25 protein-coding genes and 1 pseudogene are annotated in these 22,759 nt (G+C 52.0%); 1 reads left to right on the top strand and 25 read right to left on the bottom strand.

Features of this window, described 5'->3' with window-relative positions; genetic code table 11:
* Positions 1 to 87 precede the first annotated feature (87 nt).
* The 24 genes from traT to traM form a co-directional block, all read right to left on the bottom strand.
* A complete protein-coding gene (traT, locus tag HV237_RS25070) occupies positions 88 to 825 on the bottom strand; it encodes a conjugal transfer complement resistance protein TraT (protein ID WP_047715675.1) in 738 nt (245 codons plus the stop codon).
* A 175-nt stretch (positions 826 to 1,000) separates the two neighbouring features.
* Positions 1,001 to 1,561, bottom strand: a complete 561-nt coding sequence (locus tag HV237_RS25065) for a hypothetical protein (protein ID WP_047715676.1) — start codon at positions 1,559 to 1,561, stop codon at positions 1,001 to 1,003.
* 11 nt (positions 1,562 to 1,572) lie between these two features.
* On the bottom strand, positions 1,573 to 4,470 hold the full coding sequence (gene traG, locus HV237_RS25060) for a conjugal transfer mating-pair stabilization protein TraG (protein ID WP_047715678.1): 2,898 nt from the start codon (positions 4,468 to 4,470) through the stop codon (positions 1,573 to 1,575).
* Position 4,471: 1 nt separating this feature from the next.
* A complete protein-coding gene (traH, locus tag HV237_RS25055) occupies positions 4,472 to 5,833 on the bottom strand; it encodes a conjugal transfer pilus assembly protein TraH (RefSeq protein WP_032430807.1) in 1,362 nt (453 codons plus the stop codon).
* A complete protein-coding gene (trbB, locus tag HV237_RS25050) occupies positions 5,833 to 6,444 on the bottom strand; it encodes a type-F conjugative transfer system pilin assembly thiol-disulfide isomerase TrbB (RefSeq protein ID WP_032430808.1) in 612 nt (203 codons plus the stop codon). The genes traH and trbB overlap by 1 nt, the downstream gene beginning before the upstream one ends.
* Positions 6,445 to 6,469: 25 nt before the next feature.
* On the bottom strand, positions 6,470 to 7,249 hold the full coding sequence (traF, locus tag HV237_RS25045) for a type-F conjugative transfer system pilin assembly protein TraF (protein WP_071446640.1): 780 nt from the start codon (positions 7,247 to 7,249) through the stop codon (positions 6,470 to 6,472).
* On the bottom strand, positions 7,246 to 9,099 hold the full coding sequence (traN, locus tag HV237_RS25040) for a type-F conjugative transfer system mating-pair stabilization protein TraN (RefSeq protein WP_032430810.1): 1,854 nt from the start codon (positions 9,097 to 9,099) through the stop codon (positions 7,246 to 7,248). Before traN ends, traF begins: the two co-directional genes overlap by 4 nt.
* Positions 9,096 to 9,710 carry a type-F conjugative transfer system pilin assembly protein TrbC gene (gene trbC, locus HV237_RS25035; RefSeq protein ID WP_032430811.1) on the bottom strand — a complete coding sequence of 205 codons (615 nt, stop codon included), beginning with the start codon at positions 9,708 to 9,710 and terminating at the stop codon, positions 9,096 to 9,098. The genes traN and trbC overlap by 4 nt, the downstream gene beginning before the upstream one ends.
* On the bottom strand, positions 9,707 to 10,075 hold the full coding sequence (locus tag HV237_RS25030) for a hypothetical protein (protein WP_032430812.1): 369 nt from the start codon (positions 10,073 to 10,075) through the stop codon (positions 9,707 to 9,709). The genes trbC and HV237_RS25030 overlap by 4 nt, the downstream gene beginning before the upstream one ends.
* A gap of 10 nt (positions 10,076 to 10,085) precedes the next feature.
* Entirely contained in the window at positions 10,086 to 11,081 is a 996-nt protein-coding gene (traU, locus tag HV237_RS25025) for a conjugal transfer pilus assembly protein TraU (RefSeq protein WP_032430813.1), read from the bottom strand.
* Positions 11,078 to 11,713: a type-F conjugative transfer system protein TraW gene (traW, locus tag HV237_RS25020; protein ID WP_032430814.1), complete on the bottom strand. Its 636-nt coding sequence runs from the start codon at positions 11,711 to 11,713 to the stop codon at positions 11,078 to 11,080. Before traW ends, traU begins: the two co-directional genes overlap by 4 nt.
* Positions 11,713 to 12,177 (bottom strand): type-F conjugative transfer system protein TrbI, encoded by a 465-nt coding sequence (gene trbI, locus HV237_RS25015; RefSeq protein WP_032430815.1) that lies wholly within the window; start codon positions 12,175 to 12,177, stop codon positions 11,713 to 11,715. The genes traW and trbI overlap by 1 nt, the downstream gene beginning before the upstream one ends.
* Entirely contained in the window at positions 12,174 to 14,765 is a 2,592-nt protein-coding gene (traC, locus tag HV237_RS25010; RefSeq protein ID WP_032430816.1) for a type IV secretion system protein TraC, read from the bottom strand. The genes trbI and traC overlap by 4 nt, the downstream gene beginning before the upstream one ends.
* A 10-nt stretch (positions 14,766 to 14,775) precedes the next feature.
* On the bottom strand, positions 14,776 to 15,375 hold the full coding sequence (gene traV / locus HV237_RS25005; protein WP_047715683.1) for a type IV conjugative transfer system lipoprotein TraV: 600 nt from the start codon (positions 15,373 to 15,375) through the stop codon (positions 14,776 to 14,778).
* 17 nt (positions 15,376 to 15,392) lie between these two features.
* Entirely contained in the window at positions 15,393 to 15,845 is a 453-nt protein-coding gene (locus HV237_RS25000) for a hypothetical protein (RefSeq protein ID WP_032430818.1), read from the bottom strand.
* Positions 15,846 to 15,857: 12 nt separating this feature from the next.
* Positions 15,858 to 15,944: a hypothetical protein gene (locus HV237_RS26285; RefSeq protein ID WP_223290847.1), complete on the bottom strand. Its 87-nt coding sequence runs from the start codon at positions 15,942 to 15,944 to the stop codon at positions 15,858 to 15,860.
* 242 nt (positions 15,945 to 16,186) lie between these two features.
* Positions 16,187 to 17,548 (bottom strand): F-type conjugal transfer pilus assembly protein TraB, encoded by a 1,362-nt coding sequence (gene traB / locus HV237_RS24990; RefSeq protein ID WP_032430819.1) that lies wholly within the window; start codon positions 17,546 to 17,548, stop codon positions 16,187 to 16,189.
* Positions 17,535 to 18,275: a type-F conjugative transfer system secretin TraK gene (traK, locus tag HV237_RS24985; RefSeq protein ID WP_032430820.1), complete on the bottom strand. Its 741-nt coding sequence runs from the start codon at positions 18,273 to 18,275 to the stop codon at positions 17,535 to 17,537. Before traK ends, traB begins: the two co-directional genes overlap by 14 nt.
* Positions 18,265 to 18,828, bottom strand: coding sequence for a type IV conjugative transfer system protein TraE (traE, locus tag HV237_RS24980; protein ID WP_032430821.1), 564 nt, complete (start codon positions 18,826 to 18,828; stop codon positions 18,265 to 18,267). Before traE ends, traK begins: the two co-directional genes overlap by 11 nt.
* Positions 18,829 to 18,847: 19 nt before the next feature.
* The gene (gene traL, locus HV237_RS24975; RefSeq protein ID WP_000398849.1) at positions 18,848 to 19,153 is read right to left on the bottom strand and encodes a type IV conjugative transfer system protein TraL; all 306 of its coding nucleotides are present in this window, start codon (positions 19,151 to 19,153) and stop codon (positions 18,848 to 18,850) included.
* Position 19,154: 1 nt separating this feature from the next.
* A complete protein-coding gene (gene traA / locus HV237_RS24970; RefSeq protein WP_032430822.1) occupies positions 19,155 to 19,514 on the bottom strand; it encodes a type IV conjugative transfer system pilin TraA in 360 nt (119 codons plus the stop codon).
* Positions 19,515 to 19,631: 117 nt separating this feature from the next.
* Complete coding sequence (locus HV237_RS24965; protein ID WP_032430823.1) at positions 19,632 to 19,865, bottom strand: TraY domain-containing protein; 234 nt, start codon at positions 19,863 to 19,865, stop codon at positions 19,632 to 19,634.
* A 205-nt stretch (positions 19,866 to 20,070) separates the two neighbouring features.
* The gene (locus tag HV237_RS24960; RefSeq protein ID WP_020833561.1) at positions 20,071 to 20,520 is read right to left on the bottom strand and encodes a helix-turn-helix domain-containing protein; all 450 of its coding nucleotides are present in this window, start codon (positions 20,518 to 20,520) and stop codon (positions 20,071 to 20,073) included.
* A gap of 296 nt (positions 20,521 to 20,816) precedes the next feature.
* Positions 20,817 to 21,200, bottom strand: coding sequence for a conjugal transfer relaxosome DNA-binding protein TraM (gene traM, locus HV237_RS24955; RefSeq protein WP_015062650.1), 384 nt, complete (start codon positions 21,198 to 21,200; stop codon positions 20,817 to 20,819).
* A 468-nt stretch (positions 21,201 to 21,668) separates the two neighbouring features.
* On the opposite strand from traM, the gene HV237_RS24950 reads away from it, so the two are divergent.
* On the top strand, positions 21,669 to 22,124 hold the full coding sequence (locus HV237_RS24950) for a transglycosylase SLT domain-containing protein (RefSeq protein WP_032430824.1): 456 nt from the start codon (positions 21,669 to 21,671) through the stop codon (positions 22,122 to 22,124).
* A 10-nt stretch (positions 22,125 to 22,134) separates the two neighbouring features.
* Here HV237_RS24950 and HV237_RS24945 read toward each other — a convergent pair.
* Positions 22,135 to 22,721 (bottom strand): annotated as a pseudogene (locus HV237_RS24945) (antirestriction protein).
* Positions 22,722 to 22,759: the final 38 nt, after the last annotated feature.

Below are 22,759 nucleotides of genomic sequence, written 5' to 3'. Positions count from 1 at the left end.
ACAGATTATTTAATGTAATTAAATAGTGTGATGTATTTCAGGAAATGAGATTTAAAACAGGGTGACCCGGCGGCCACCCTGAGTGTATTACAGAATATTGGCGACAGATTTCGCCAGCTGATCTTCGAGGACAGGTTTTGCTTCTTCGAATTTCAGGTTAACTTTATTGGCAGATGACACGATACGGGTCTGGTATTTATGCTGATTACCTGTCTGCCTGCTGGTCTGCACTTTATATCCGGAAGTACCCTGTTTCAGGGCGGCGACATTATCGGTCTGCACGCTTGCGGTGGTTTTTTCTGAAATCTGAATATCCGTCACCATCGTATAGTTGATATCTTCCACCATCGCGTCAGCGGCCATTCCCACCAGGCCCGCCGCCAGGCCAACACCTAATGTCGCGCCGGCAGAACTGGAGTTATAACCGGTGATCCCCGCACCTAATGCAGCGCCCGCTATCGCGCCTTCGTAGCCCTGGCTCAGGAACCCCTGGGCGGTACGCAGGTCCATTTTATCGGCTTTCAGGACATTGGCCTGAATCCAGTAGTGTGCGCTGTCCGGCGATGACGTGATGGTATAGCCCTTATCCTGAACAGCTTTGGTCACTTTCGCCTGCAGGCCGGACATGTCTTTGTCAGAGGTATTTTTTATCTGGAGATACACGGTTTTCTGTGAGGACGGCTCCAGCCAGATGGTTTCACTCATCTGAGTTTTGACTTCGGGGTTACGTTTCTTAATCGCTGTGCTCATCGCGCCACACCCAGAGAGCACGAGGACAGAGGATAAAACGGCAGTCATTGCCATCAGATTAACGTTATGTTTCATATAGTTTTTCTCATTTCCATATAAGTCGCATGTTATATGCAATACCCGGAGGTACTTATTGTTATTACTCCACACATTCAATGTGTGTATAGTTAATGTACAGGCAGAAGCACAACCACATCAACACTATGGTTGTACTTTGCGAATTTTCAGAATGCGTCACAAAATCAGACGCTTATTTTGGGGAGGCAGAAAGCAACTCTTTCACTTTTGACAAACTGCTAACCACCGCAGGAGTCATATATCTAGAAAGAGATGTTTGTAGCGTCAGCATGCTAATTAAATACGTTACAAACCATGAGAATCCCAGTCCAGCTACAAACCGCTCCCCCGATGACAGTAAAATACATCCAACAATAGCATTCACTGCCAGGAGAAATAGACTATAAGAGTTAATTTTTCGCTCAACCAATTTTAACAAAACCGATTGTTCTGTGATTTCGCTGCCTAAAGAAAGTTTTAGGCTAACAAGATTGTATGTTGACATTAAAAAAACAAGACTAAAAAAAGCATTAGACCCCAGAGACAGCACAAATGTATCAAAATAATGATACTCACTAACATTTGAATTTATAAAAATATCAGAAACAATAAACAGCAACTGAAATACATAAACAATCACCAACTTATAAAAAATAACCTTCAGAATTTGGCGGTTTGATGGAATCTCATAGTCTAGCTGTTTAAACTTATCCAGAATGTATGCAGCATCCTTTTCCAGTTCTGAACGTTTCATTATCCCTCCTGTCAATCCTGGTCAAACTTTTTTTGCAGGTTATCTTTGATATCATTCAATTCCTTTCTCTCTACACCATTATCACCGATCCAATCATTTTGCCTTTTTTCTTCAGCACTCTTGGCATCATTAAAGTTTTTATTACCCTGTTCATGCTCACTCTGCAAGCGATTGTATTCTTCCTTCGGTGTATTGCCGGATGAGATCACAGTATTTTTTTCACTATTTACCTGAGATTCAGCGTGACGGCGTCTGTCAGCCACATCACTGCTGACATCATCCTGCAGTCTCACGCCGCCAGCATTTGCCCGGTTTTCCATTTGTGTCTGTTGCGTATCATATTCACTCTGCAGATTACCGCCACCAGAGGAAGCTCCCACACTTCCCATCCCCTCACCGGTACGGCCCCTGTTCTGCTCAAACTCCTGCAGCAATTGCGGCTTCATGCGGTCTTCCACAAATGCCTGCGTCAGTCTGTCACGCTCGGCACGGACTTCCGGGCTGGCCGCGTCAGAAAGCAACTGGTCAGCTTCACCCGGACGCTTACTGGTGACATACCCGACAAACTCCTGCGAGTAGTTCTGGTTAATACTGGCACTGTTGTTCTCTGCATAGCTGGCCAGCTGTGAGTATTCATGGCTGCGGGTAACCGCATCATTATACTGCGATGCCTGGCTTTTCAGGCTGGAGAAGGTGGACGACAACTGGTTCGCCAACGAGGCCGAGGCATTGTCCGTATGGCTGCCGCTGTCGGTGACGCGGCTGGAGGTCACCACGTCCATTGCATCGCGGAAATCCTTAAGCTCCTGAGCACTGAACCCTTTGCTGGTCCCCCCCTGCTGGGTCAGATCGGAACTGGTGCCGTGGGAGGAACCGCTCCGCCCCGTATATTCTCCCTTCAGATGCGCCTCTGCACCGACGGAAACGCCTGTAGCAAATTCAGCGATTTTACCTGCAAACTGACGCTCAGAATTTAGTTTCCCGCTCACACTGGCCCCGGCGCCAAAACTCATATCCTGACTCTTCGTTGCCGCTGCCCGAATCCCTTCCGCCAGAGTAGTATTTTCATCCCGGGCATAGCGGGAACCAATAGATTGAATGGTGTTCAGCGCTTTGGTCAGATTGCTGCTGGCAGAGGCATCGCTGCCTGTCACCGTGGTGTCGCTGTTTCCCCTCTGCTGGCTCCACTGACTCATCTGCGAGGTGGCCAAGCTGGAGGTCTGTGACAGACTGTTGCTGAGGCTCTGCGCTTCGCTCAGGGCATCACGTTGCTGCTGCTGCCAGCTGCTGGATGCAGTTTTACCCAGCGCAATATCGACCGGTAATTTTGAAATTGCTTCCGTGGTGTTGTAGACCGACTGCCCGGATGACGTCAGGGTTTTCGTCGCCCCGCTCTCAAGCTGGTTAGTCATATGACCTTCACGATGGCTGTAGTTGGTATCCCACTTGTTACCCTGTACATTCCCGGTCGTCATATTGTTATACGACCAGTTGCCGTCAATGGCCTGCGAGGAAGACTGTGTGGAGGCAGACTGAAGGGTCTGTCCCAGATAGTTCCCCGCCTGCGACACTACCCTGCCCAGTCCCATCACCAGTCCGTAAGCAATAAACGGGATGGACAATGCCAGCCAGCCTGCTGTGGTCCCGATATCTGAGTAGGTATTCTGTACCTGGTCAAAGGTGGCCAGCGTCACCGGCGTGCCGTTGAGTTTTCCCTGCAGGTAGAAGTTCATCGCATGGTTCAGTATGGAGAACAGAATCGGCCACATCTGCAGATAGGCAATGGTGTAGATATAACCTTTGATAATGGTCCAGGACAGGGAACTCACCACAGCCAGAACAATCAGTACCGGGAACAGCGCCATCGTCATGCCCAGCAGAACGCTGTGCATCACCGGCAGCGTGTTGGCAGCGATGGACGCACTGGTCGCCTGAGACAGGCGCATTTTTGCCATCGATGTCTGCGTTGCGGTGTTCACCAGTCCTGCCGTATCGCCATTCTGCGCTGAAAAGCTCTCCAGACCACTGCGCAGGCCATTCATCACCACGTTCTTGCGGATGATTTCGGTGGAGGTCATGGAATTGCCGTGAAAATAGTTATAGCTGTCGCCCAGCATTTCGGTGAACAGTGCCGCACTGGCACCGTTTGTCGGCCCGAACACCTGGTTCGTGAAACCGTGCATCCGGTTAAGCACCTGCTGGAGAAACGGAAACATATTCCGGCCACTGATATCATTCGAATCAGTGTTTATTTTGGTTGAGGCCTGCTCACAGGTCAGAAAATTGCGGTTTTTGTCATACAGACCACGCAGCGGACTGGGTTTACTGAATATCAGCGCGTATGGGTCTGTAGAATTCATCAGGTCGCCAATGCTGTACTTGTTGTTCAGCATAATGTCACCCACCACGCAGTTGTGGACGTAATCAGAGAACATGCGCTGAATTTCCGGCTCAGAGAACCGGAAATCACTGCTCCCCGCCGCCAGCTGCGCGCCAAACAGCATCCCGGTTTTGCTGTACGTCAGCGCGTCCGGACGGGCAAACACAAAATCGTAAACCTGTGCCATTCCGGCACCAATACGGGTTATCAGGCTGGCAGGGGCTGCAAGGCCGGTAGGGACATTATCCACCTGATAGATGGCCGCTGGCTCAGACAGGTCAATAATCTGCACGTTCCGTTTGTCCCCGACCAGAACGGCAATCACCAGGACATAAAACCCGGCCCATTTGACCAGGTCCATAATATTGCGTGTCCGGATATAGGTTGCCGCCCCGACAATCACCGATACGGCGGTGGCCATAGCAATCAGTGAGTCTCCGGCCCTGCTGTTAAAAAATGCCGCCACGCCATTGAGCGAATCCTGAAACCATGCCCCGCCGGCAACGGTGTAAATCGTATCAACGGCCATATTAATTCACCCTGCTGAACTGGTAGTTACCCAGCACACGGTCGCTCATCTTTGAGGAGACCTGCTGGCGGATAAAGCGGATTTGCTGTTGTGCGGAGATAAGGGCATCTTCCTTAATCTGTACCTCCATACGCAGCGAGTTAAGTGCCTGTCTGGCATCGGACAGGCCATTTTTCAGCTCCTTCATATTGGCGCCAGGGTAATCTTTGGTGGCAAGCGATCCGTTTACCACCTTCATCACAGCTTCCAGATACTGCAGATAGATATCGACCGCGATGTAATCCGTCAGTTGAGCAAACAGGGACTGTGAGACGCTCAGTGACGACTGGTCCACAATCCAGGAAAGAATGGGGATGGAGGTACTGTTGATGAACTGCTTCTCTTTTTCCGTCAGTGGCGTGTCGGTGATGGCCTTGTTCTCGATGCTGGTCAGCATGTCCTGCACCATCTTAATAAGCGACTTGTCTGCGGAAATCGTCACGTTATTGAGGGTCGGGGACAGGCATTTATTCTGGTTATCGCAGACGTATACTTTCGCACTACCGCCGCTCATCATCGCTGTCAGCAGGCTCCTGTCGGATGCCATCGAAGACAGAATTCGCACTTCCCCGGAACTGCCGAAAATCACCGAGCCACTGATGCTCATGGCAAACTGACGCAACTCTGCATTGCTGCTGAGCGAGCTGTTGCCGAGCGCATCCCACATCAGGTTAATATCCTTCAGGACCTGGTCCTTTTCCGCGCCGGTGGCTTTGTCTGCGACGGAGCCGTATTTCCCGCCGGAGGTGCAGCCCTGACGGGATGCCACCCAGTCCGAGAATACGCTTTTCTGCCCACCAACAGACTGGCAGACGTTCTGCTGACTCTCACCCCACAGCGATGCCACGCTGTCGACCATCGCCTTTGCCGCCTGACAGCTGGACATATTGAACCGGTTAATATCAGCGGCCATCTTCTGCAGGAAGTCTTTCGCGGCCTTCAGTTCCGGTACGGTGGTTTCCAGCGCAAGGTCAAAGAAGTAGCCCGCCGCGTTGGCCATCGTCTGTTTCACAAACGCCATAATCTGGTCGGAGTTTATGAAAGAGAACGCGCCCAGATATACATCGATCCCGCCACACCCTGCGTTAATGGACGGCAGACTGATGGAAACCAGTTGAATGTTCTTGTTACCAGTACGCGCATAAAACGAGCCTCCGGAGACATAACGTGCAGCCTGCCCCTGCCAGGCTTTTGCCGAGGTGGTATTGCTGGCATAACTCATGTCATTAAAGAATGAATTCATGTCATCCTGCAGCCCGGCATGCGCCGTTCCTGCACTGTACAGGCCCAGCGCAAAGGCCAGGCAGAGCGGTTTCAGTCGCATTATTTTTGTCCCTGCGCGTTGAGTGGAATGCTTTTCCGTGACTGCCGATCCAGTGCCATACGCAGCACCTCATCGAGCCGGCTGCGAAACTCACCAGTCTCTGCGGCCCCCTGCAGCAGCGGCCAGGTTTCCATCGTGTTGACGTTGGTCAGAAAGGTGGTTGGCGTGGCCACCGGCAGGCCACTCTGGAAATATTCCACCATCACATCCGGCGTTGCTGGCAGAACATCGGGGAATTCGGCATCCCCCTTCCCGTCAAGGCTGATGGGAAAAACGTCAAGACCGGTTTGCTGAGAAAAGGCTTTAAGGACCGGCGCAAACTGGCGGCAGTACTGGCAGGTCGACTGCATGAACAGCACCACCTTCCAGTCCTGCAGGTTAACTTTCCGCCCGTCACTCAGCGTATACCAGACAGGTGACGTATCCTGAGCGGCACGGTCTGTTGTCGGTGTAGCCCTGTTCTCCGGCAGTCTGAGAGCGTCCATCGCAGGGGCGCTGTGGCCCGTTTTTCCGGCTTCAAGAGCACGAATATCATCCAGTGTTCCGGCCTGCAGACAGCCGGCAAGCATCGCCGCCATCAGGATGGCGGTCCGCAATGCAGTAATAAGCATGGGTTACCTCAAAAGACAGGTGTTATCAGTAGTCAGGTGCAAAGTGGGTAAGGACGCTGACCATCTGGCGATCCAGGTCGTCGTGGCTCATAAACCCCCACGCAAGGGGTTGCCACTGGTGAGTTTTCGGGTCGACCAGAAACGTGGCCGGGAAGTGGGTGACACGCATTTTTTCGGCCTGTCCGCTGTCAGGGCTACTTTGCGGAAGCTGGTCGCTGAGTTTACCGTCCACGCTGACGGCCATCAGGCTGATCCCCCGCTCTTCACAGAAAGCCCGTATCACCCCGGCCATCAGGTTGTCGACGGCATTGTTGCCCCGGTAGAAAAAGAACAGGCCATAACGCTGCGCCACCTGGTTGATAACCGCATTCTGGACTTTCTTCTCTTCAGTCAGGCGGGCTTCCACCGTGCCGTTGTAATGGCTGCGCTTCACGTTGTAATCCAGCTCCGGATACTTCAGCCGGGCCAGTTTCGCCGTCTGGGTGAAGTCCGTTGCCCGGTCAGTCCAGAAGTTCTGCAGTGTCATAAAGCGGCGGAAGTTCTCCGCAGATGGATACAGAATGGCGGTGTCCAGCGCTTCACGGGTAGCCTGCTGGAGCACCTTTTTCTGCTCTGATGGTGTCATGCTGGCCAGACGTTCCCGTAGTGTCGGCGGCGACGCCGGTTCGGGTTCGGCCTCTTCAGCATTGGGGTTGTACCACTGCCATCCCTCTTCCCGGGCATACTCAGGTGCCAATACATCCTCGGGAGCAGCATGCAGTGATGCTGCCATCATCAGGGCAAGCGCACCGGCAATACATCTCATGGCGCGTTCTCCTGCATTTTTTCGGCAATGATGTCCTGCGCCTTTTTCAGTAATGCCTGGTCTTCCGGGATTTCACTACCGGCATTAAGATCATCATAGAAATCGCTGAAGTTCATCACGCCAAAGTCGAGTCGCTGCAGTTCATCCACCGTGATACTCCGGCAGTCCGGTGACTTGCCTTTACCGAACCCCACGCCCAGCTGGTCACGACGCCCCTGCTCCTGGACGATACGCGCCAGTTTGGAATCAAACACGCAGTAACCACGTTTTTTCTCGAGACACACGCCCAGCACTTTCTTGCTGCAGTATTCCCCGACATACACCGTCAGCTTTTTATCCTTCGCTTTGCCGAGCGCCTTTTCCTCGCTGCTGCAGCTCGACAGGCCCACATCCTGGCCCCAGCCGGAGTCCTTGCAACAGTTATTGAAGCCCACCGCCATCTTCTTGCAATGCTGCGCTTCGCCGGTAAAGGCGCGGACGTCCACACCATTTAGCGCGGCCACATCCTCGCCAGCGGCGGCCACTGCCGCGAGCGCCGAGACGGCCTGACCGAACATGTTGCTGGTTCCTGTCTGCGCCTGGGCGCAGCTGCCGTCCTTGCAGAAAAATTCCCCGCCGCAAATCTGGCCGTTACCCTCCTTTTTACGTTCACAGGAGTAGGTAACCTGCTGGCTGACGCAGAAGCCGTCGACCGTATCGGCACACTCGCTGCGGGTCACCGTGCAGGCCGAATTCTTTATGAACTCCCCACAGGTGCCTTCCGTCTCCGTCTGGGTCAGGTATGTGTCCTGCCATTTCCAGCAGTCCTGATGAATACTGTAGGTTTTACAGTCTACAACGACAGTCCGTGTTTCCCCCGGTTCCACACACTGTGAGCCGGTCATGGCCCCTTCGGTCTTACTAAACGGGCAGCTTTCAGACCACTCTACCCGTGGCACCCACTCTTTCTCGCTGACTTTGACATACAGAGTCAGCGTGAACGTCGACTTCCCACTGGCCAGCGATTGATAAACCTGCCAGTCCCCGTTACCACCGCCGATACAGTTGCCGTTAGCTGTGCAGCCGGAGCCCGTCAGCACCTGACCTTCAGTAATGTTCAAACCGGGAGCACCACTTAATGTGAAAGTATCTGTCTTGCCCGGCAGCGTCATAACGTTAAAAACAGAGTTCATGAACGTATAGCGGGAGTTAAGGAAATAAAAACTGGCATACACTTTCAGTTGTGCATTCATCACTACGCCCGTAACCGGAGAGGTCACGCTGAATACCAGTTGCTTTCCGTTCTGGCTGTAGCGGAACTGCCCCGGAGAAATCGTCACATACCGGTAAACCTCGGTGTTTTTCCAGTCCCCGGTAATGGTCGCAGTGCGTGTACAGTACTGCTCAATTTTCGTATCCCGCAGGCACTGGTGAGTGGTGATTTCCGTAAAACTCGCTGGCTGGTCTACGCAACCATCAAACCCGCCGCCGGTGATGGTCTCCGCCTTGTCTTTCATCGCCAGTCCCTCTGAGATAAACGGCGCATCCATTGAGGGCTTGTTATCCGGCGGCGTGTTCAGAATGGATTCGGTGATGGTTTTCCCGGCCTCAGTCGTATTCAGCGCCGTAGAACCGGGAGAGGTCATATCCACACCGGACGACGTGACGCCCCCGTAATAGCCGCTTTCAGCTGGCGAGTCGGTATAGCCGGGGATCACTTCCCCCGGCTTAAACCCCTGTATGGCGCTGGCCCCCTGCCCTTTGCTGGCGTTACCCTGCTGCATGCCCTGATTAAACTGGTCATTGGCGACAAGCGGCGCGACCAGACAGAACGATGTCATCGCCATCAGTAAAGGAAGATAGTGTTTCATTGCACCTCCCCACCCAGCAGGTTCCGGGCCGTGTCAGCACAGTCCCCCTCCTCCGCCACCCGCTTCAGGGCCTGATGTAAGGTCAGGTCCCCCTGAAGCCGGTCAACTGTATCGCCCTGGTTGCCGCAGGCGACAATCAGTACCGGTACGGCGGTAATGTTGTACTTACGAAAGGTGGTCGGGTCTATCTGCACGCCTCCGGTATTGCTCTCTTTTACCAGACCAGCTACAGCATTCGCCGTGGCCCGCATGTCGCCGTTCACCATCCCCCGGATAACCACCGGAATATTGAGTTCCGCCGCATCCTTCACGCGCTGCTTCAGTTCATCTGGTGGCATCGAGAAGGACACAAACACCAGGGCCACATCCACCGGGCGTTCCCCGGGTTGCATAGCCTGACGGAACTGTGAAGCCTGTGAGTCCAGAAAAGCCTGATCCTGTGGTGCCACCGGGCGTGGCTGTTGAAGAAACTCCGGCGTCTGCAGGGCACGAAAACGCTGGCGGTCCAGCTGCAACTGGTCGTGAATAAACTGGCGGTTCTCAGTATGATCGCTGGCCATCCCGGCCCCGCAGGTCAGAAGCAGGGCTAGCGATATCAGTACGCGTTTCATTGTTTTTCTCCCTGTGACTTGCCGCGCACCATTCCATAAGCATGATCTGCAGAGCGAGTTTTCAGCATCTCCTCCCACATCAGCCGCTCCCGGTCGGGCATCCGTCGTGTCAGGAACGGCAGCAGGGCACTTACCCACCGGTCAATAAACGCCAGGCGCTCCAGCGTCAGCCACACCTCTTCACTACCCGGCGTGGATACCGCCATCGCCGCTTCACGACACTCCAGAATGCACTTGTACGGTGTGCCATGTTTCTCCATCGCCCCGTTCAGCTCTGCAAGTTGCCGCTCCAGCAGGTCCGCCCGGGAGTCGGCCTGTTCGTAGCGGTCGAGCAGAAAGTCATACTTTTTTTTACTCACGATCATGCTTTGCTCCTTACAGGAATACGCAATTACGTTTGCGCCAGAAGAGGTAGCCGAAGTTACGCCGGTCATTGGGCATGTTTTTGCCGGTTTCCCAGCGGGTCACGCTGCGGCCCAGCGGATGACACTGGCCTGCATCGGGGTATTTATTAACCAGGTGATACCGCCAGCGGCTTTTAGGGATGATCGGGGACGGATATTCAAAACACACGGAGGTGTTTTCACCGATACTGTTCATCACCATGCCCTGACGGTGCAGTTTGAACGCCATACGCTCACTGAGCAGTAAAGAGGTCTGCAGCGGGCTGAATTCGTTAGAGACATAGCCGTTAAACGGATACATGCTGCCCTGGCTACCGGCACACCAGAACAGGGCATCAATGGGTTTCCCCACCAGACTCGCCACGGCGTCTGCCGCACAGGCCCCCTGCGCAATAACGTTGCCAAAGAGAATGGCTTCGGGCTGGATGATCATGCTCAGCGAACTGCTGTCCCACATCGGGTCCAGCTCGGACAGATAGCCAATATCCAGGTCGCCGCCCTGAAGGCAGCCCATCGAGGTGATAATGTTGAGCCAGTAGGTGAGCGGATATTTGTACCAGTGGACATGGTAGAACGCGCCGGGATTTGCGCGGTTTTCCTGTCCTCCGGTCCCGCTGCCGACGTTACCGATATTGATATTGAACCCGCCCAGATTCACCATGCAGTACGGTGAACGCGTCACGTCCGTCAGCGCCATCGGCTCCCAGTAGCCAATGGCCAGCCCCACCCGATACAGAATGCCCATCGGGCAGAACTGGATGGGCATCGACGGGTTCGGCGTGTCCGGCTGGCGACCTTTGACTACCGGCACATTGCCGATGGTCACCGGAAAGATGCACTCCCAGCAGACATCGGTGATCGGGTTAACAAAATTCCCCTCACATTCTGCTGAAGCCGCCTGTGCCGTGCCGCTCATCCCGGTCAGACACAGCAACATCAGCCCCAGCCCGGCCAGATAACGTTTCATGGCTTCACCTCCGGCGCATCCAGGGCGAACGTGTCCACGCGCAGACGGCGGCGATCTTCTGCCAGCGTAACCCGGGCCGGGATAGCTTTCAGCTTAAACTTCCGGCAGAGTGAGCCGTCCTGATCAAAATAGATACGGGTATTGAGGGCGTTCGTGGCCTCACGGACATCCCCGTTAACCAGAATGACGCGGTACGTCAGTGTCCCGGGCTTCTGTGCCTTCATCCATGCCAGCTGCTGCGGGTTATCTGCATCAATAAAATAGAGCGTATCGGTGAACGGCACCGTATCCAGCGGGTTAATCACCTGTCCTTTACGGGCGAACACCCGCCCCTGATGGTCTTTCAGATCTTCACTGACCGTCAGGGACGGATCGATATAGTGCGTGGTGTTCTCCTGCGCCAGTGTCAGTCCTTCAACCGGCCTGGGACGTAGCGTGTTTTCAATGACACGCTGTTTGAATGCTTCCTGCTCACGGGCCATCTCTCCACTGGCCTCCATTGCCTTCAGGCGTGTCTGGATGGTAGTGAGCATGTCCTGCTCAGCAATGGGATACATTTCCCCCCATGTCCCCAGATTTTTTGCCTGTGCTACGCCGGAAATCAGCAACAGTGCCAGCAGCCCCTTTTTCATCAGTTGCCGCCTCCCGCCGCCATTCGGTGTGCCACCCCGGTCTGAATCTCATCAGTGATGTCGCCCGCCCCGCTGACCACAGCTGGCGTCACCAGGATGAGTGCATCATGGCGACGCTGCCAGTCCTGCAGCTCCGCATTGAGGCTGGTCATAAATCGTTCGGTAAGAGCCTTAGTCTGAGCCTCATCCAGTGACTGAGCGCTGGCCTGTTCAGTGAACTGATCCAGCGTTTTTTTCATATCAAAGGACACCACCGTCGGCGTACGCCAGCTAATCAGCAGCGTCGTTACTGCCGCGTTGATACACACAATGGTGGCAGCGACCAGTAACAGATTGAGCAGGCAACGACGGCGACGTTGCTCCCGCCTGTGTCCTCCCGTTGTGATGTTTATCCCCTTCCTGACGTTATCGGAAGTGAGAGTGGATTCAGACTGAGCAGGGGTAAGTTTTTGAACAGTGGTCATGCAGCCTCCGCGAGCGCTTCCAGTTCGCGCATCTCATCAGGAAAGTTACGTTGTGCCAGCTGGTATACAGCGTCATGGATATCCATGTCCTGTTCCCGGCACTGGCGGATAAACTCGAAGTCATCACCCTTTGAACTGAACATCGCGCGACTGAGCGGATCGACAAAGAGACGATGGAAACTGCAGGTATCGTTGATGCGCAGCATAAAGGAGGAGAACCACTGGTCTTTGGCATCACCGAACTTGCCGATAACACTGCGCTCCAGCTCGCTGAACTGGTTGGGACGGTTCTGGTTATACTGCTTAAACTCAGAGGCATCCTGTTTGAGGATCACCTTGAAGGCAGAGTTACCCCAGGCCGCTTTTGCAGCTCCGGAAGCATCATCGGCGTCAAAGTCTTTGATGTTCTGGCTGATGGTGATGAACGCGCCACGGTGGCGGCGTACAGTACGGTAGCCGGTTTCAATGAACTGACCGACCTTCTCATTTTTAAAGTTGAGCAGCTTCCAGCCTTCGTCGATGGTGCAGCATTTCTTCAGGCTGCGCGGCGTGCGGTACATTTTGTCTTCGATGTAGATGATGAGGGAAAACATCACCGCAACCAGCAGATCAGGCTTATCCTGCAGGCCACCCAGCTCCAGGACGATAAAGCGGGCATCATCAGTCAGTGACGGCTCGTCGCTGTTGAAGTATTCGCCGTAAATTCCCCAGGAGCAGTACTTACCGAGCAGTTCGATAATTTCATCCAGTCGGTTGGTGATACCCGGCGAGTTCTGGTATTTATCATCCTCACGGATGGCCGTCAGCTTCTGGACGACGTGGTCAATTCGGGCTTTTTCCTTGTGTGCTTCCCAGGCTTCCTGTACCCCGCGCAGCAGCAGGCTGTGATGGACTTCATCCAGCGTACCGTTAGGGCTTGCCAGCACAGCCAACTGGTCACGAATCCGTTCCCCTGATTCATTGATACTGGATATGTTGGCAAACGGATTGAATTTGAGTGACTTACCGTCAAGGTACGTGCCACCCACGTTCTCACAGAACGATTTGTAGCCGTCTCCCATGTCAAACACCCAGGCAATACCGCCGGAGTCCAGCACGCTGCGCAGGATAGGCTGTACCAGACCGGTCTTGCCTGCCCCCGAGGTGCCGGTGACCGCCATGTTGTAGTTGGTGTTACCCATTCCGTCCCCGTAGATATCGAGGAACGCCAGCTGGTTGCGGTAGGACGGCGTCAACAATCCTCCCTGACACAGCCTGTTGTCGGCTACCACAGGCAGCAGATTCACGGCCTGGATACTTTCGGCCCGGCACGTGGCCCCGCCCATTTTGATGTCTTCCCAGAGCCCTTCCGCATGAATGAAGGGGATCATCGCTATCCAGTTACGGAACTGCATATAGGTCGGGGAAAACAGATCGATGCCATTCTTCTTGAAGGTATTAATGACCTGCTGTTCGCAGACCAGCGCATCCTCATCCGTATCCGGACAGAACGTGGTGACGTTATAGTAATAGCGGACAATACAGGTCTGGTTGCTGTTAAGATGCTCGCGGATTTCCTTCCATTCTTTAGCCTGTTTTGCCACGCCGGGAAACAGGGTCGCATAGGGAGAGTTTGCTTTTTTATCCCGGTCGAGATATTTGCGCGTGGCTTCCCCCTGCGTCGCCACCTGGTCTTCGGCCTCCATCACCATCGTGATGACGAACGGGCTGGCGATGGTCAGGTCCGGGCTGAGCAGGTTGGATAGGTTATCCCCCCCCATCCACAGCATGAACATATCCGGGTTGTTCTCCAGCATGAAGTTCATAGCCCGCGTGGAGGTTACGCTGCCCTGACGGTCGGCAAGACTAATGAGAACATCATCCGGACGCACATCGATACCGATACGCTGGTCAACACAGCGCTGATGCAGCTCATCAAATTTGCCGACACGAACCTCATCCGGGTACAACTGATCATGACGGGCATTCAGCATCCCGTGAACCAGCGTAGCCAGCTCCTGGTCATCGGCCGCCTGCGTGTAAATTTTTGCCGCGTCCAGAGAGGAACGCAGCACTTTCAGGGTATGAGCGACTTCCGTCATCACGGCCGCCGTCCGCTTCTTCGCCTTCACGCAGTAAGAAATATACAGACGATAATCACGCAGGGTCAGCGGCAGGCCGGTCGGGCTGTTGAACTGCTGCTGCGCAGCGCGCTGATAATATGCCCGGGTGATACGGTTAAATTTGTCAGCATGCCTCCCCTGCCAGCGGAACTCAGACAGGCCTCGGTCAAGCTGATCACCGATCAGCTTGCTGGATACCAGGTGGAATGATATCGGCGTCTTACGCGGTAGCTTGCTTTTGATGAGATCTTCCAGCACATACACAATTTGTTCGTTAGCGCCGATAAGGGGCTCTGCACGTAGCAGAAAACCCACCGTACTGCGGTTCACAAACAGCCCACTGTCACGGTCATAATCACGGTATGGCAGGACGCTGGTAAGCTGCGGAAAGTCCAGACTGGCTAGGTTGCGCGTCATCTCCGACGCGCCATCCGGCATCCGGAAAGCGTTCTGCAGATTTTCCAGTACGTTCAGAAATTTTTTCACCCGAAACTCCTTAATTTACCCGGGCCGGAAGAACCCAGTCGGCAGGACTGACCACAAAGGACACCCGACCGGGCTGATGGAAGGCGTTATCGCTATCCACCCAGGGCGCAATCCAGACCGTGGCTATCTGGTCCTGGCTGCGTTGTGGGTGCACGGAGCCTGGATTGTCACAACGCACGCTCTGGCATGAGGGTGCCGGAGTGACTGCGGACACATTTGTGCGTGAAACAGGTGTTATCGGCGTTACGGCAACCGGACGGGGTGTCAGTGTTGACGCTGCGGCGTTCGTGCTTATACCTGTTGCGGTGCTAGCTGATACAGCGGGTCTGTTGCTGGTTACCCGCGCGCCGGAAGGGACACTGACGACGGAACGGGATGCAGACGGAACCGCCGCCGTAGAGGTGGACGGAAGATTAACCAGGGAAGGCAGTCCGCCCGCAGCCGGCTTTCCCGCCTGTTTTGCCGCCTTGTCCCGGGCCAGTTGATTAGCCTTCGTCATAGTCATACAGGTATCAGACGTTGTGGCATCACAGTCGAAACTGCTTTTGACACCGGCACAACCGGATAACAGCAGGGCGCTGCCTGCCAGCAAAAGTGTGATTTTTTTCATTGATATTTCCTGAAAAATTATGCGCTGAAGGGTCTGGCTGGCTGCGAAAGCGCGGAGTAAATAAGCTGGATTTCAGCAGCCAGACAATAAGAGGCGTAATGCCAGTCATAATGGGCATCCGCTTCATCCATCTGACGAAGCGGAGAACTTCGAAGACTCTCGAACCGGGAGATACCATCTTTTAGCTGTGTGTGCCATGTCATGGGTAACCGGGAATAATGCAGTACCCCGATGATTGTTATCAGACTGGCAACGCTACTGAAAAGGATGGATTCCGTTAACACGTAGCTCATGAACAACATCAGAGTGGCCAGGACAAAAGCCCTTAGCTGCCGGGGAGAAAAATTGTCATGGGTATACGCCACCCGGGCCCGGAGGATATCCAGCTGTTTAGCCCGGGCAATTAACTCCGGCCTGGTCAGGTCGCTGAAATCACGCAAAAGTAATAAATTGGCTTTTCGGCTTCCCATCGTTCACCTCTGTTAATTTTTTTCCCGAATTTCCAGTACCCGTTGACACTCAGTGCAGGTACGCACGCCAGATATCGCTTTTTGACGCCGTTCCTGAATACGGTTTCCACAACATTCACACCGGGTAAGGCTGTCACCTTTAACACTTAACTGTTTGTTGTCTGACCGCCTGAATGTGCAGCCTGTGAATCAGGTCTTCCTGCTCCTGCAACTGGTCCAGTACGTCTGCCATCACTCTTTCCTGTGTATGTGCCCGGACACGCTACCGCCCATCCCTTTTTCGTCGTCCAGGGCACTAACTATTCCGGATTGTGTCGTTGTGGCCGGTTTCCCGGCCCCGTTTACTGTGTGACGACCTGTCCAGTCGTCGGATCAACGGTGTCCCCTACCCTGAAGTCCTGCAGCTGCTTCAGCATGTCCGGCGTGTTACCCGGCATGGCAGCTGGCGTGGATGAGGCAGAAGGTTGATTTTGTTTCTTACGTGCAGCCGCTTTCGCACGCACTTCTTCCAGTGTTTCGAGCTGGAAGCCGTCCTGGAAAACCAGCGTGACTTCGTTGCCAGCACCAATCGGAATAACCGGGTGGTACTGCTCGGCACGTTTGATGTAGTAATCGGAGAGTGTTTTGGCCGCAGAACTGGCTCCGCCGCCAAATCCTGCCTGGCCGATTTCGCCGGCGCTCATGCTGGCAGTTGCGCCGACGCCTACGGCAGTGGATGAGGCTTTTTCAATGCCCTTGCCGATCCCGTCCAGGAAGCCAGAGCCGCCTGCATACAGCAGGATCTGGCCGTTACGCATAACCACTTCGCCCTTAATGCCGTTCTTGCCCATAAAGGACACATGACCGGCAATCTTCTGGTCGATGTCGTCATCACCCAGCTTGCAACTGATTGAGCGACTACGAACGATGGCTCGTTCACTGGAAACATCCCCCCATGCCTCCAGGGTCACAAAGCAACCAGTCAGATCGAACTCTTCATCATTAGGCATCTGAACTTTGCCGGTGAGACGCAGCTGCATCGGGGCGGTGTTTTTATCACCGGTAACGGACGCATTGGCATCAGCCCCTTCCACCACGATCGCTTCAGCAAAACTGCCTGAAGAAATCCACGGGAAACGGGGCTTTTTCGGCCCGGTATCCGGCAGACTGAATTCCTGACTGTCCATCATTCCCGGACGCTGAATGGGGGTCATCACCGGTGCAGCCGGGGCCTGTCCGCCGCCTGCTGGCCAGAAACTGGTCGGGGGTGGAACATTACCCGCGGGTGCAGGTTTCCCCTGAGATGCCAGCGCCCCCGGCAGAGGTTCGGCACTGAGAGAGTCAAAATTCTTCCCGGCCTCAAGCTGTGTTTGTAGCAACTGGTTCTGGTCTTCCAGTTCACGAATGCGATCCTGACTACCTTTAAGGTCGCGGCTGACAAGCCCCATTTCAGTACGCAGCTTTTTAATCTCTGTCTGCGTTTCCTTGTTAAGCCGCTGTGCTTCCGCAATGGCGGAACGCTGGACTTTGTTATCGAAGGACTGATTGACCACTCCCGTCATATCTGGCGCGGGTTCTCCTTTTGGCACTTTGGCGGGGGGCGCTTTCTTCAGGTTCATCTCTGAGACCATCCAGGTCCCGGCACCGCCAGCACCAATCCCGAGAACAAGAGCTATAAGCAGGGCAACCTGACGACGGCGGACGACTTTATTAACGTTGGCCATCTTCACCCTCCCCGTTTTCACGGATAACGGTGACGGTCATTCTTCCTCCGCCCATCAAAGTCTGTGCGTTGTTATCGAACATCACGGCACGAACGCCGGGCTTCCAGAAGTCCTGCTCCCGCAGCGCCACTCCCCAGGAATTGGCATTGCGCAGTTCATAACGATCGGCACGCAACTGGTCGCCTGCCCAGGCTTTCAGGGGGGTAACAGAAAAACCACCGGGGAAACGAATACCGTCAGAAAGAGGTTTTACTTCGCCGTATCCATCAGGTATGTCGCCCGTCAGCACGGCACGGTTAAGGCTGATAAGCAGCTTTTCGTAAGCCTGAGCGGTTTCCCATTTACGGGTTTTAGGCCGTGAGGGAGGTTCTGCGCTCATCAGTCGATAGACGCGACCTTCACCTTTCACCGGCGTGGCCACGACAGAGAAGGTCTGGCCCAGCGCAGTTTCTACAAAAATCGTGAACGTACGTGTGGCTACTGAGGTGAACAGCACACCTCCGGCCGTCGTCAGTCGCTTGTCTGCCAGCATTCCCCCAGGTGCTGTGATGGCGGTGACTTTGTCACCAGGGATAAAAATCATGTTGGGATCGGTATTGCTGATACTCAGCCGGAACTGCCCGCCCTGTGGGAGGCTGATCGTGGCAGGTGACTGTGCCTGCGCAGCCGGGGGCACAACGACCATCATGGCTGTACCAAACAATAACGCCGGAAGGTTATTTTTCATTGGTCACCTCATAGAACCGGCCGATACGGGTAAAGCCTCCTATGTACTTCAGACGAAGCCGGTAGGTTTTTATTTCCGTGGAAGGCTTAGAGTTACCAATCCACATTTTCAGCACACCACGAACATCGATGCGGCCGTCAACGGGATAGACATTGATTTCTGTGGTGTAGAACGTGGAATTCACATCATTGGCTTTAATCTGTGCAGCCTCTTCCTGGAGGACTTTTTTAAATTCCTCCCGGGCTTCTGGTTCGACAAAAGACATCAGAAAAGCGTGGTTGGAATCGACCGTTTCAGGCGAGACATTGAGACGCAGGGCCAGGAAGGACAGCGTCATCATCCGGAAATACTCGGTATCGGCTTTCGTTTCGGATACCACAAAAGGCGCGTTGTAGGTCATCGGTGTGACGACTGTACGTTGCTCGTGGATGAGTGCTCTGTTGGTCACAGCCAGCCATGCCACGGCAAAGCCCAGAATAAAGACCAGTGTCGTGAGCGACAGAATAATAACGGCAATAATTTTGGTGGATGAATTACGAGCGCTAATTTCCATAATATGGCCCTGCGATAATTTATTTTATCCATTTCCTGAAACTGGAATCGGGAATAACGCGGTAGACAACCCGGAATAATTCAGTGGGCAGATACCAGTAACACCAGTTGTATAACCAGCGGGAGCTTTTTCCGCGTTTCGCCGCCCTGATCAGTTGCCAGATAACTGCCGCAATAATCAGACTGAATAAATATTTCTTGGTGAAAAATCCCCACAGCAAAACAACCGCTGCGGGGATAGCTTCATCAAGGGGCAGTCCAATAATGCGATTCTGCTCTGACAGGGTTTTCGGGAAACGGTATTTGTCTAAATCGTTTCCCTCCATATCAGTTGATGAAGGTAAGACCGACGGTAGTGAAGACGATAACCACAACCAGGCCCAGCAGAATCAACAGGTTCTTGGTGCGGATATACATCGCCACACCGACAATCAGTTCGGCGATGATGATACACATCATGACGAATGAGTCGGCACCGAAGGTGGCTTTCACATCATCCTTACCCCCGGCCAGCAGGTCTGTTGCATTAGCCATCTGTCCCACACCGAGTAACAGCAACGGAGACAGCGCAGCCAGACGGGACAGCGCTTTTTTACTGGCCACACGACGCCATGCCATCTGGCAGTACTGCCATGCATGGTTTATGACAGGCGTGGGGAGGCCGCCTTTTGCAAAGGATAAATTCATAAAAGCTCCATTTAAGTTATTTCAATAAAACACCCAGAACGGTATTGACTGGTTAAGTCAATCCGGCACAGAACCATCAGACAGGGCTAATGATTCTGAAACAGAAGACTTAACGTATTAATCCACTTTTTTTTCAATATACTGTTCTTCAGTAGGCACGAGAGAAAATCTGCGTAAATGATCCTCCAGTCTTAATTCAGCTTCTCTTTTTTTAGTTCTTCCACTCCTAAGTGCACTCTCCATTAATAGTTCATCAATGGCTTCATCCAGACTACAGCTAATATTCACTTTCTTGCCAATTAACCCACCAATGTTAATTAGCTTTCTGATATTAGATTTTGGCTCCTTCATCACTCGCTACCTGTTTTAATTTGCGATAGGGATATTAGATAGAGTCAATTTCCTCCATTCAAGGGTTTGGGACAAATTTATTTTTCACCGAAAAAACAACATATTATTTTCCAAAAGGTGATTTAATTCACAAAATCAACGGAATAAAGATTGAGCCAAATCAAAAAAACAGGCACCAATAAGCACTCAGATAGACACTTAAAATTTACAAAAAAACTGTAATCTTCATGAAAAAAAGCATCCTGAGAGACTCCAAATCTTCAATGCCGAGGTTGTTCCTGATTTTAATTAGCTCATCATATATATCACACCGATATATATCAAAACGCCGGGCAATTGTTGACCTTTTTGGATAGAAGGAAAATGCAGCCAGAATATTTATCTGTTCTGATGTTAACTCTGGAAAAACTCTCTCAAAGTTAACAAACTTATTTATTACTATGAAGTAAAGCTCAAAGTCGCTCTCAACACCAATTTTTTGTCTGCAACTCTTCAAATGCTTAATGATTACATCAGGCTTACGATTCTGATAATCAGCAACCATCTGAACATTCATCATCTGACAGTATAAAACTAACGTTTCAAACTCTTTATCTGTCAAGGATGGAAAATGATTACGTTCATACATAAAACGTGCTGGGTCAACAACAGGCATCCAGGCCTCCTGAAAAAAGACAAAAGAATCCCACAAGCAATGAACAGGTCTATTGCAATTGTTAATACATGGTGGAGTTATTCATCATTGCTGGCTTTTAAATTTTTTACACCCTCATTTGGCTTAGATAAATTAATAATAGCGACCAGACGTTTCAAATCCACCAGAACATTCAAAGAGCCAGATTTATGTGACGTGAGTCGCTAACGCGAATGTAAAGATTCCATATTTTTAAAGAGACCAAAAAAAAGCCGGAATCAGGGAAATGATTCCGGCTTTTAGAAATGAAACCAGGTTCACTCCTGATCATCCTCATCATCAGGGAAAAATATACTGACCTGCTCTCTGGCAAACTTATCAATAGCGGGTTTGATAACGGCGTAATCAAAATTACCGCTGGCAATCGACTCCTGGTTTAAGACGCTCATTTTAAGAATTTCTGTACACATAGCTCGTACCCGCGAAACATTTTCCAGCATGAGTTTGTTGTACTCCATCTGATTAAAGCCCCCCTCTCTCTTTTCCTGCTGAATCATATAGACGCGCAGGCCCAGTTCCAGCAGCATAGAAGATACATTGGAAAGCGATGCTTCTTCTATGCCTTCCTGTTTCCTGATGGTAACGAGATCGGTGATCTGTTCATAAACATTATTGTTCACATAAGTCTGTATTTTTGGCATTTCAAAAACCTTATTAGAAATTTAAATTTATATGATTATCAAGAGTCACATGTGAATCGGTCATTTATTTTATTAGAGTCAGTCTGGATTCACCAACTTCATACAGGCGAATCTGTTATACCGAATTTAAGGATTCGAATCCAGATTCGAATCCTTAAATTTGTCTTAATTTAGTGGTCTGATTCGTAGATGAATCTGGATTCGACTCCTTTACGATTCACTAAAGATTTGCATGTGAATATAGTATATATATCGGACATAGAATAACGATAACAATATTACCCTAACACACTGAAAACAAAGGATAATCACGCAAGATTAAATCTTGCGACGGGTGTGGGTTTTTGATGTTAAGGAGCAGGCATACAGAAATATGTCAGCCAGGAAGAATTCAGTATTTCCGGGCATTGCCGTTTTTTATGAAAAATGGCACTCTGGCTAAAAAGAAGGTAATAAGGAATAGCTGACGTGAGGAAAACTCTGATTACTGGGCTACTGGCGATAACGTTTTCTGTTAATGCGCAGGACTGTTTTGAAATGGCGGGCAGGGATTATAGGATCGAGCCGGATCTGTTACGGGCGATTTCGTTCCGTGAGTCGTCCTGGCGTGATAATGCGCTCAACGTTGTATCACAGAGCGAATATGCTGTCGGCAAGATGCAAATACACTCACAAAATTTTTCGCATCTGGCTCAGTTCGGGATCACTCCCCAACAACTTTATACTGACAGTTGCCTGAACATTTACACTGGCGCTTACTACCTTGCCATTGCTTTTAAACGCTGGGGATACTCATGGCGGGCTGTAGGGGCTTATAATGCAGGATTTCGTGAAACGGAAGTACAGGAGAAAAAGCGCCTGCAATATGCAAAAGAAATTCAGGCAATTTATGTCGCCATCAAAAAAAATGCGTCACCAGAGTGACGCACCTCTTTTAATCGATAGCCCGCCATATCAATCCACGTTCCGGATGTTGAATAAGACTGACATAATCCTTCAGGGCATCCTGACGGGCGACAAGATATTTACAGACTTTCGCATATTCAGTCCCCATATCGGCTGCTTGCCAGGACAGCCAGTTCATTATCATCAACGTTGCAATAATTCCGGCAGCATCGGCACTGACCTCTGATTCAAAATAATTACCAGGAATGCACATGTTATATCGTCGTTCTCCTGCAGGTGCGATATATCCGGTTTGTGTAGTAGTGAAGATAATTTTGTTCGGTGCCACATTTCCACCAACACCCTGCGGAATGATCCAGTAGTTCCAGAAACCGCCATCATAATCTGAATGCTGGCGTAACCAGCTGGCGATCATATTGTCTGCGGTTGGTGTAAAAAAGAGGGCAGGGATGAAATCAAGTCGTTCATTATCATCGATTACACAATAGCGCTGGAATTTATCTGTTTTAAATTGTTCGGCTGATTCACGAGTGGCGGTTTTGACGTTAATTGTGTGCATTCTGGTTTTCTCCTTATGGATTTATTAAATCGTTCGACTTCATCACTGAGCGGCAAAGGGCGATGAGCAGCTGCCAGGAATAAATAAAAGGGCG

It is taken from the genome of Citrobacter sp. RHBSTW-00570 (assembly GCF_013739755.1).
GTDB lineage: Bacteria > Pseudomonadota > Gammaproteobacteria > Enterobacterales > Enterobacteriaceae > Citrobacter > Citrobacter braakii.
Note: the sequence above shows the minus strand (reverse complement) of the source record. Positions and strands in the feature narration are given on the sequence as shown.

Bases quoted from the DNA above. Each gene is read 5' to 3' on its own strand.
- trbI (WP_032430815.1), bottom strand. From the start codon at position 12,177: ATGACCACTGTTCAAAAACTTACCCCTGCTCAGTCTGAATCCACTCTC.
- traA (WP_032430822.1), bottom strand. From the start codon at position 19,514: ATGAATTTATCCTTTGCAAAAGGCGGCCTCCCCACGCCTGTCATAAAC.
- traE (WP_032430821.1), bottom strand. From the start codon at position 18,828: ATGGAAATTAGCGCTCGTAATTCATCCACCAAAATTATTGCCGTTATT.
- HV237_RS25030 (WP_032430812.1), bottom strand. From the start codon at position 10,075: ATGATCGTGAGTAAAAAAAAGTATGACTTTCTGCTCGACCGCTACGAA.
- traK (WP_032430820.1), bottom strand. From the start codon at position 18,275: ATGAAAAATAACCTTCCGGCGTTATTGTTTGGTACAGCCATGATGGTC.
- traN (WP_032430810.1), bottom strand. From the start codon at position 9,099: ATGAAACACTATCTTCCTTTACTGATGGCGATGACATCGTTCTGTCTG.
- traG (WP_047715678.1), bottom strand. From the start codon at position 4,470: ATGGCCGTTGATACGATTTACACCGTTGCCGGCGGGGCATGGTTTCAG.
- traU (WP_032430813.1), bottom strand. From the start codon at position 11,081: ATGAAACGTTATCTGGCCGGGCTGGGGCTGATGTTGCTGTGTCTGACC.
- traH (WP_032430807.1), bottom strand. From the start codon at position 5,833: ATGCGACTGAAACCGCTCTGCCTGGCCTTTGCGCTGGGCCTGTACAGT.
- trbB (WP_032430808.1), bottom strand. From the start codon at position 6,444: ATGCTTATTACTGCATTGCGGACCGCCATCCTGATGGCGGCGATGCTT.
- HV237_RS25065 (WP_047715676.1), bottom strand. From the start codon at position 1,561: ATGAAACGTTCAGAACTGGAAAAGGATGCTGCATACATTCTGGATAAG.
- HV237_RS25000 (WP_032430818.1), bottom strand. From the start codon at position 15,845: ATGGGAAGCCGAAAAGCCAATTTATTACTTTTGCGTGATTTCAGCGAC.
- HV237_RS24960 (WP_020833561.1), bottom strand. From the start codon at position 20,520: ATGCCTGTTGTTGACCCAGCACGTTTTATGTATGAACGTAATCATTTT.
- traT (WP_047715675.1), bottom strand. From the start codon at position 825: ATGAAACATAACGTTAATCTGATGGCAATGACTGCCGTTTTATCCTCT.
- traM (WP_015062650.1), bottom strand. From the start codon at position 21,200: ATGCCAAAAATACAGACTTATGTGAACAATAATGTTTATGAACAGATC.
- HV237_RS24965 (WP_032430823.1), bottom strand. From the start codon at position 19,865: ATGAAGGAGCCAAAATCTAATATCAGAAAGCTAATTAACATTGGTGGG.
- traB (WP_032430819.1), bottom strand. From the start codon at position 17,548: ATGGCCAACGTTAATAAAGTCGTCCGCCGTCGTCAGGTTGCCCTGCTT.
- traV (WP_047715683.1), bottom strand. From the start codon at position 15,375: ATGAAAAAAATCACACTTTTGCTGGCAGGCAGCGCCCTGCTGTTATCC.
- traW (WP_032430814.1), bottom strand. From the start codon at position 11,713: ATGAAAAAGGGGCTGCTGGCACTGTTGCTGATTTCCGGCGTAGCACAG.
- traL (WP_000398849.1), bottom strand. From the start codon at position 19,153: ATGGAGGGAAACGATTTAGACAAATACCGTTTCCCGAAAACCCTGTCA.
- traF (WP_071446640.1), bottom strand. From the start codon at position 7,249: ATGAGATGTATTGCCGGTGCGCTTGCCCTGATGATGGCAGCATCACTG.
- trbC (WP_032430811.1), bottom strand. From the start codon at position 9,710: ATGAAACGCGTACTGATATCGCTAGCCCTGCTTCTGACCTGCGGGGCC.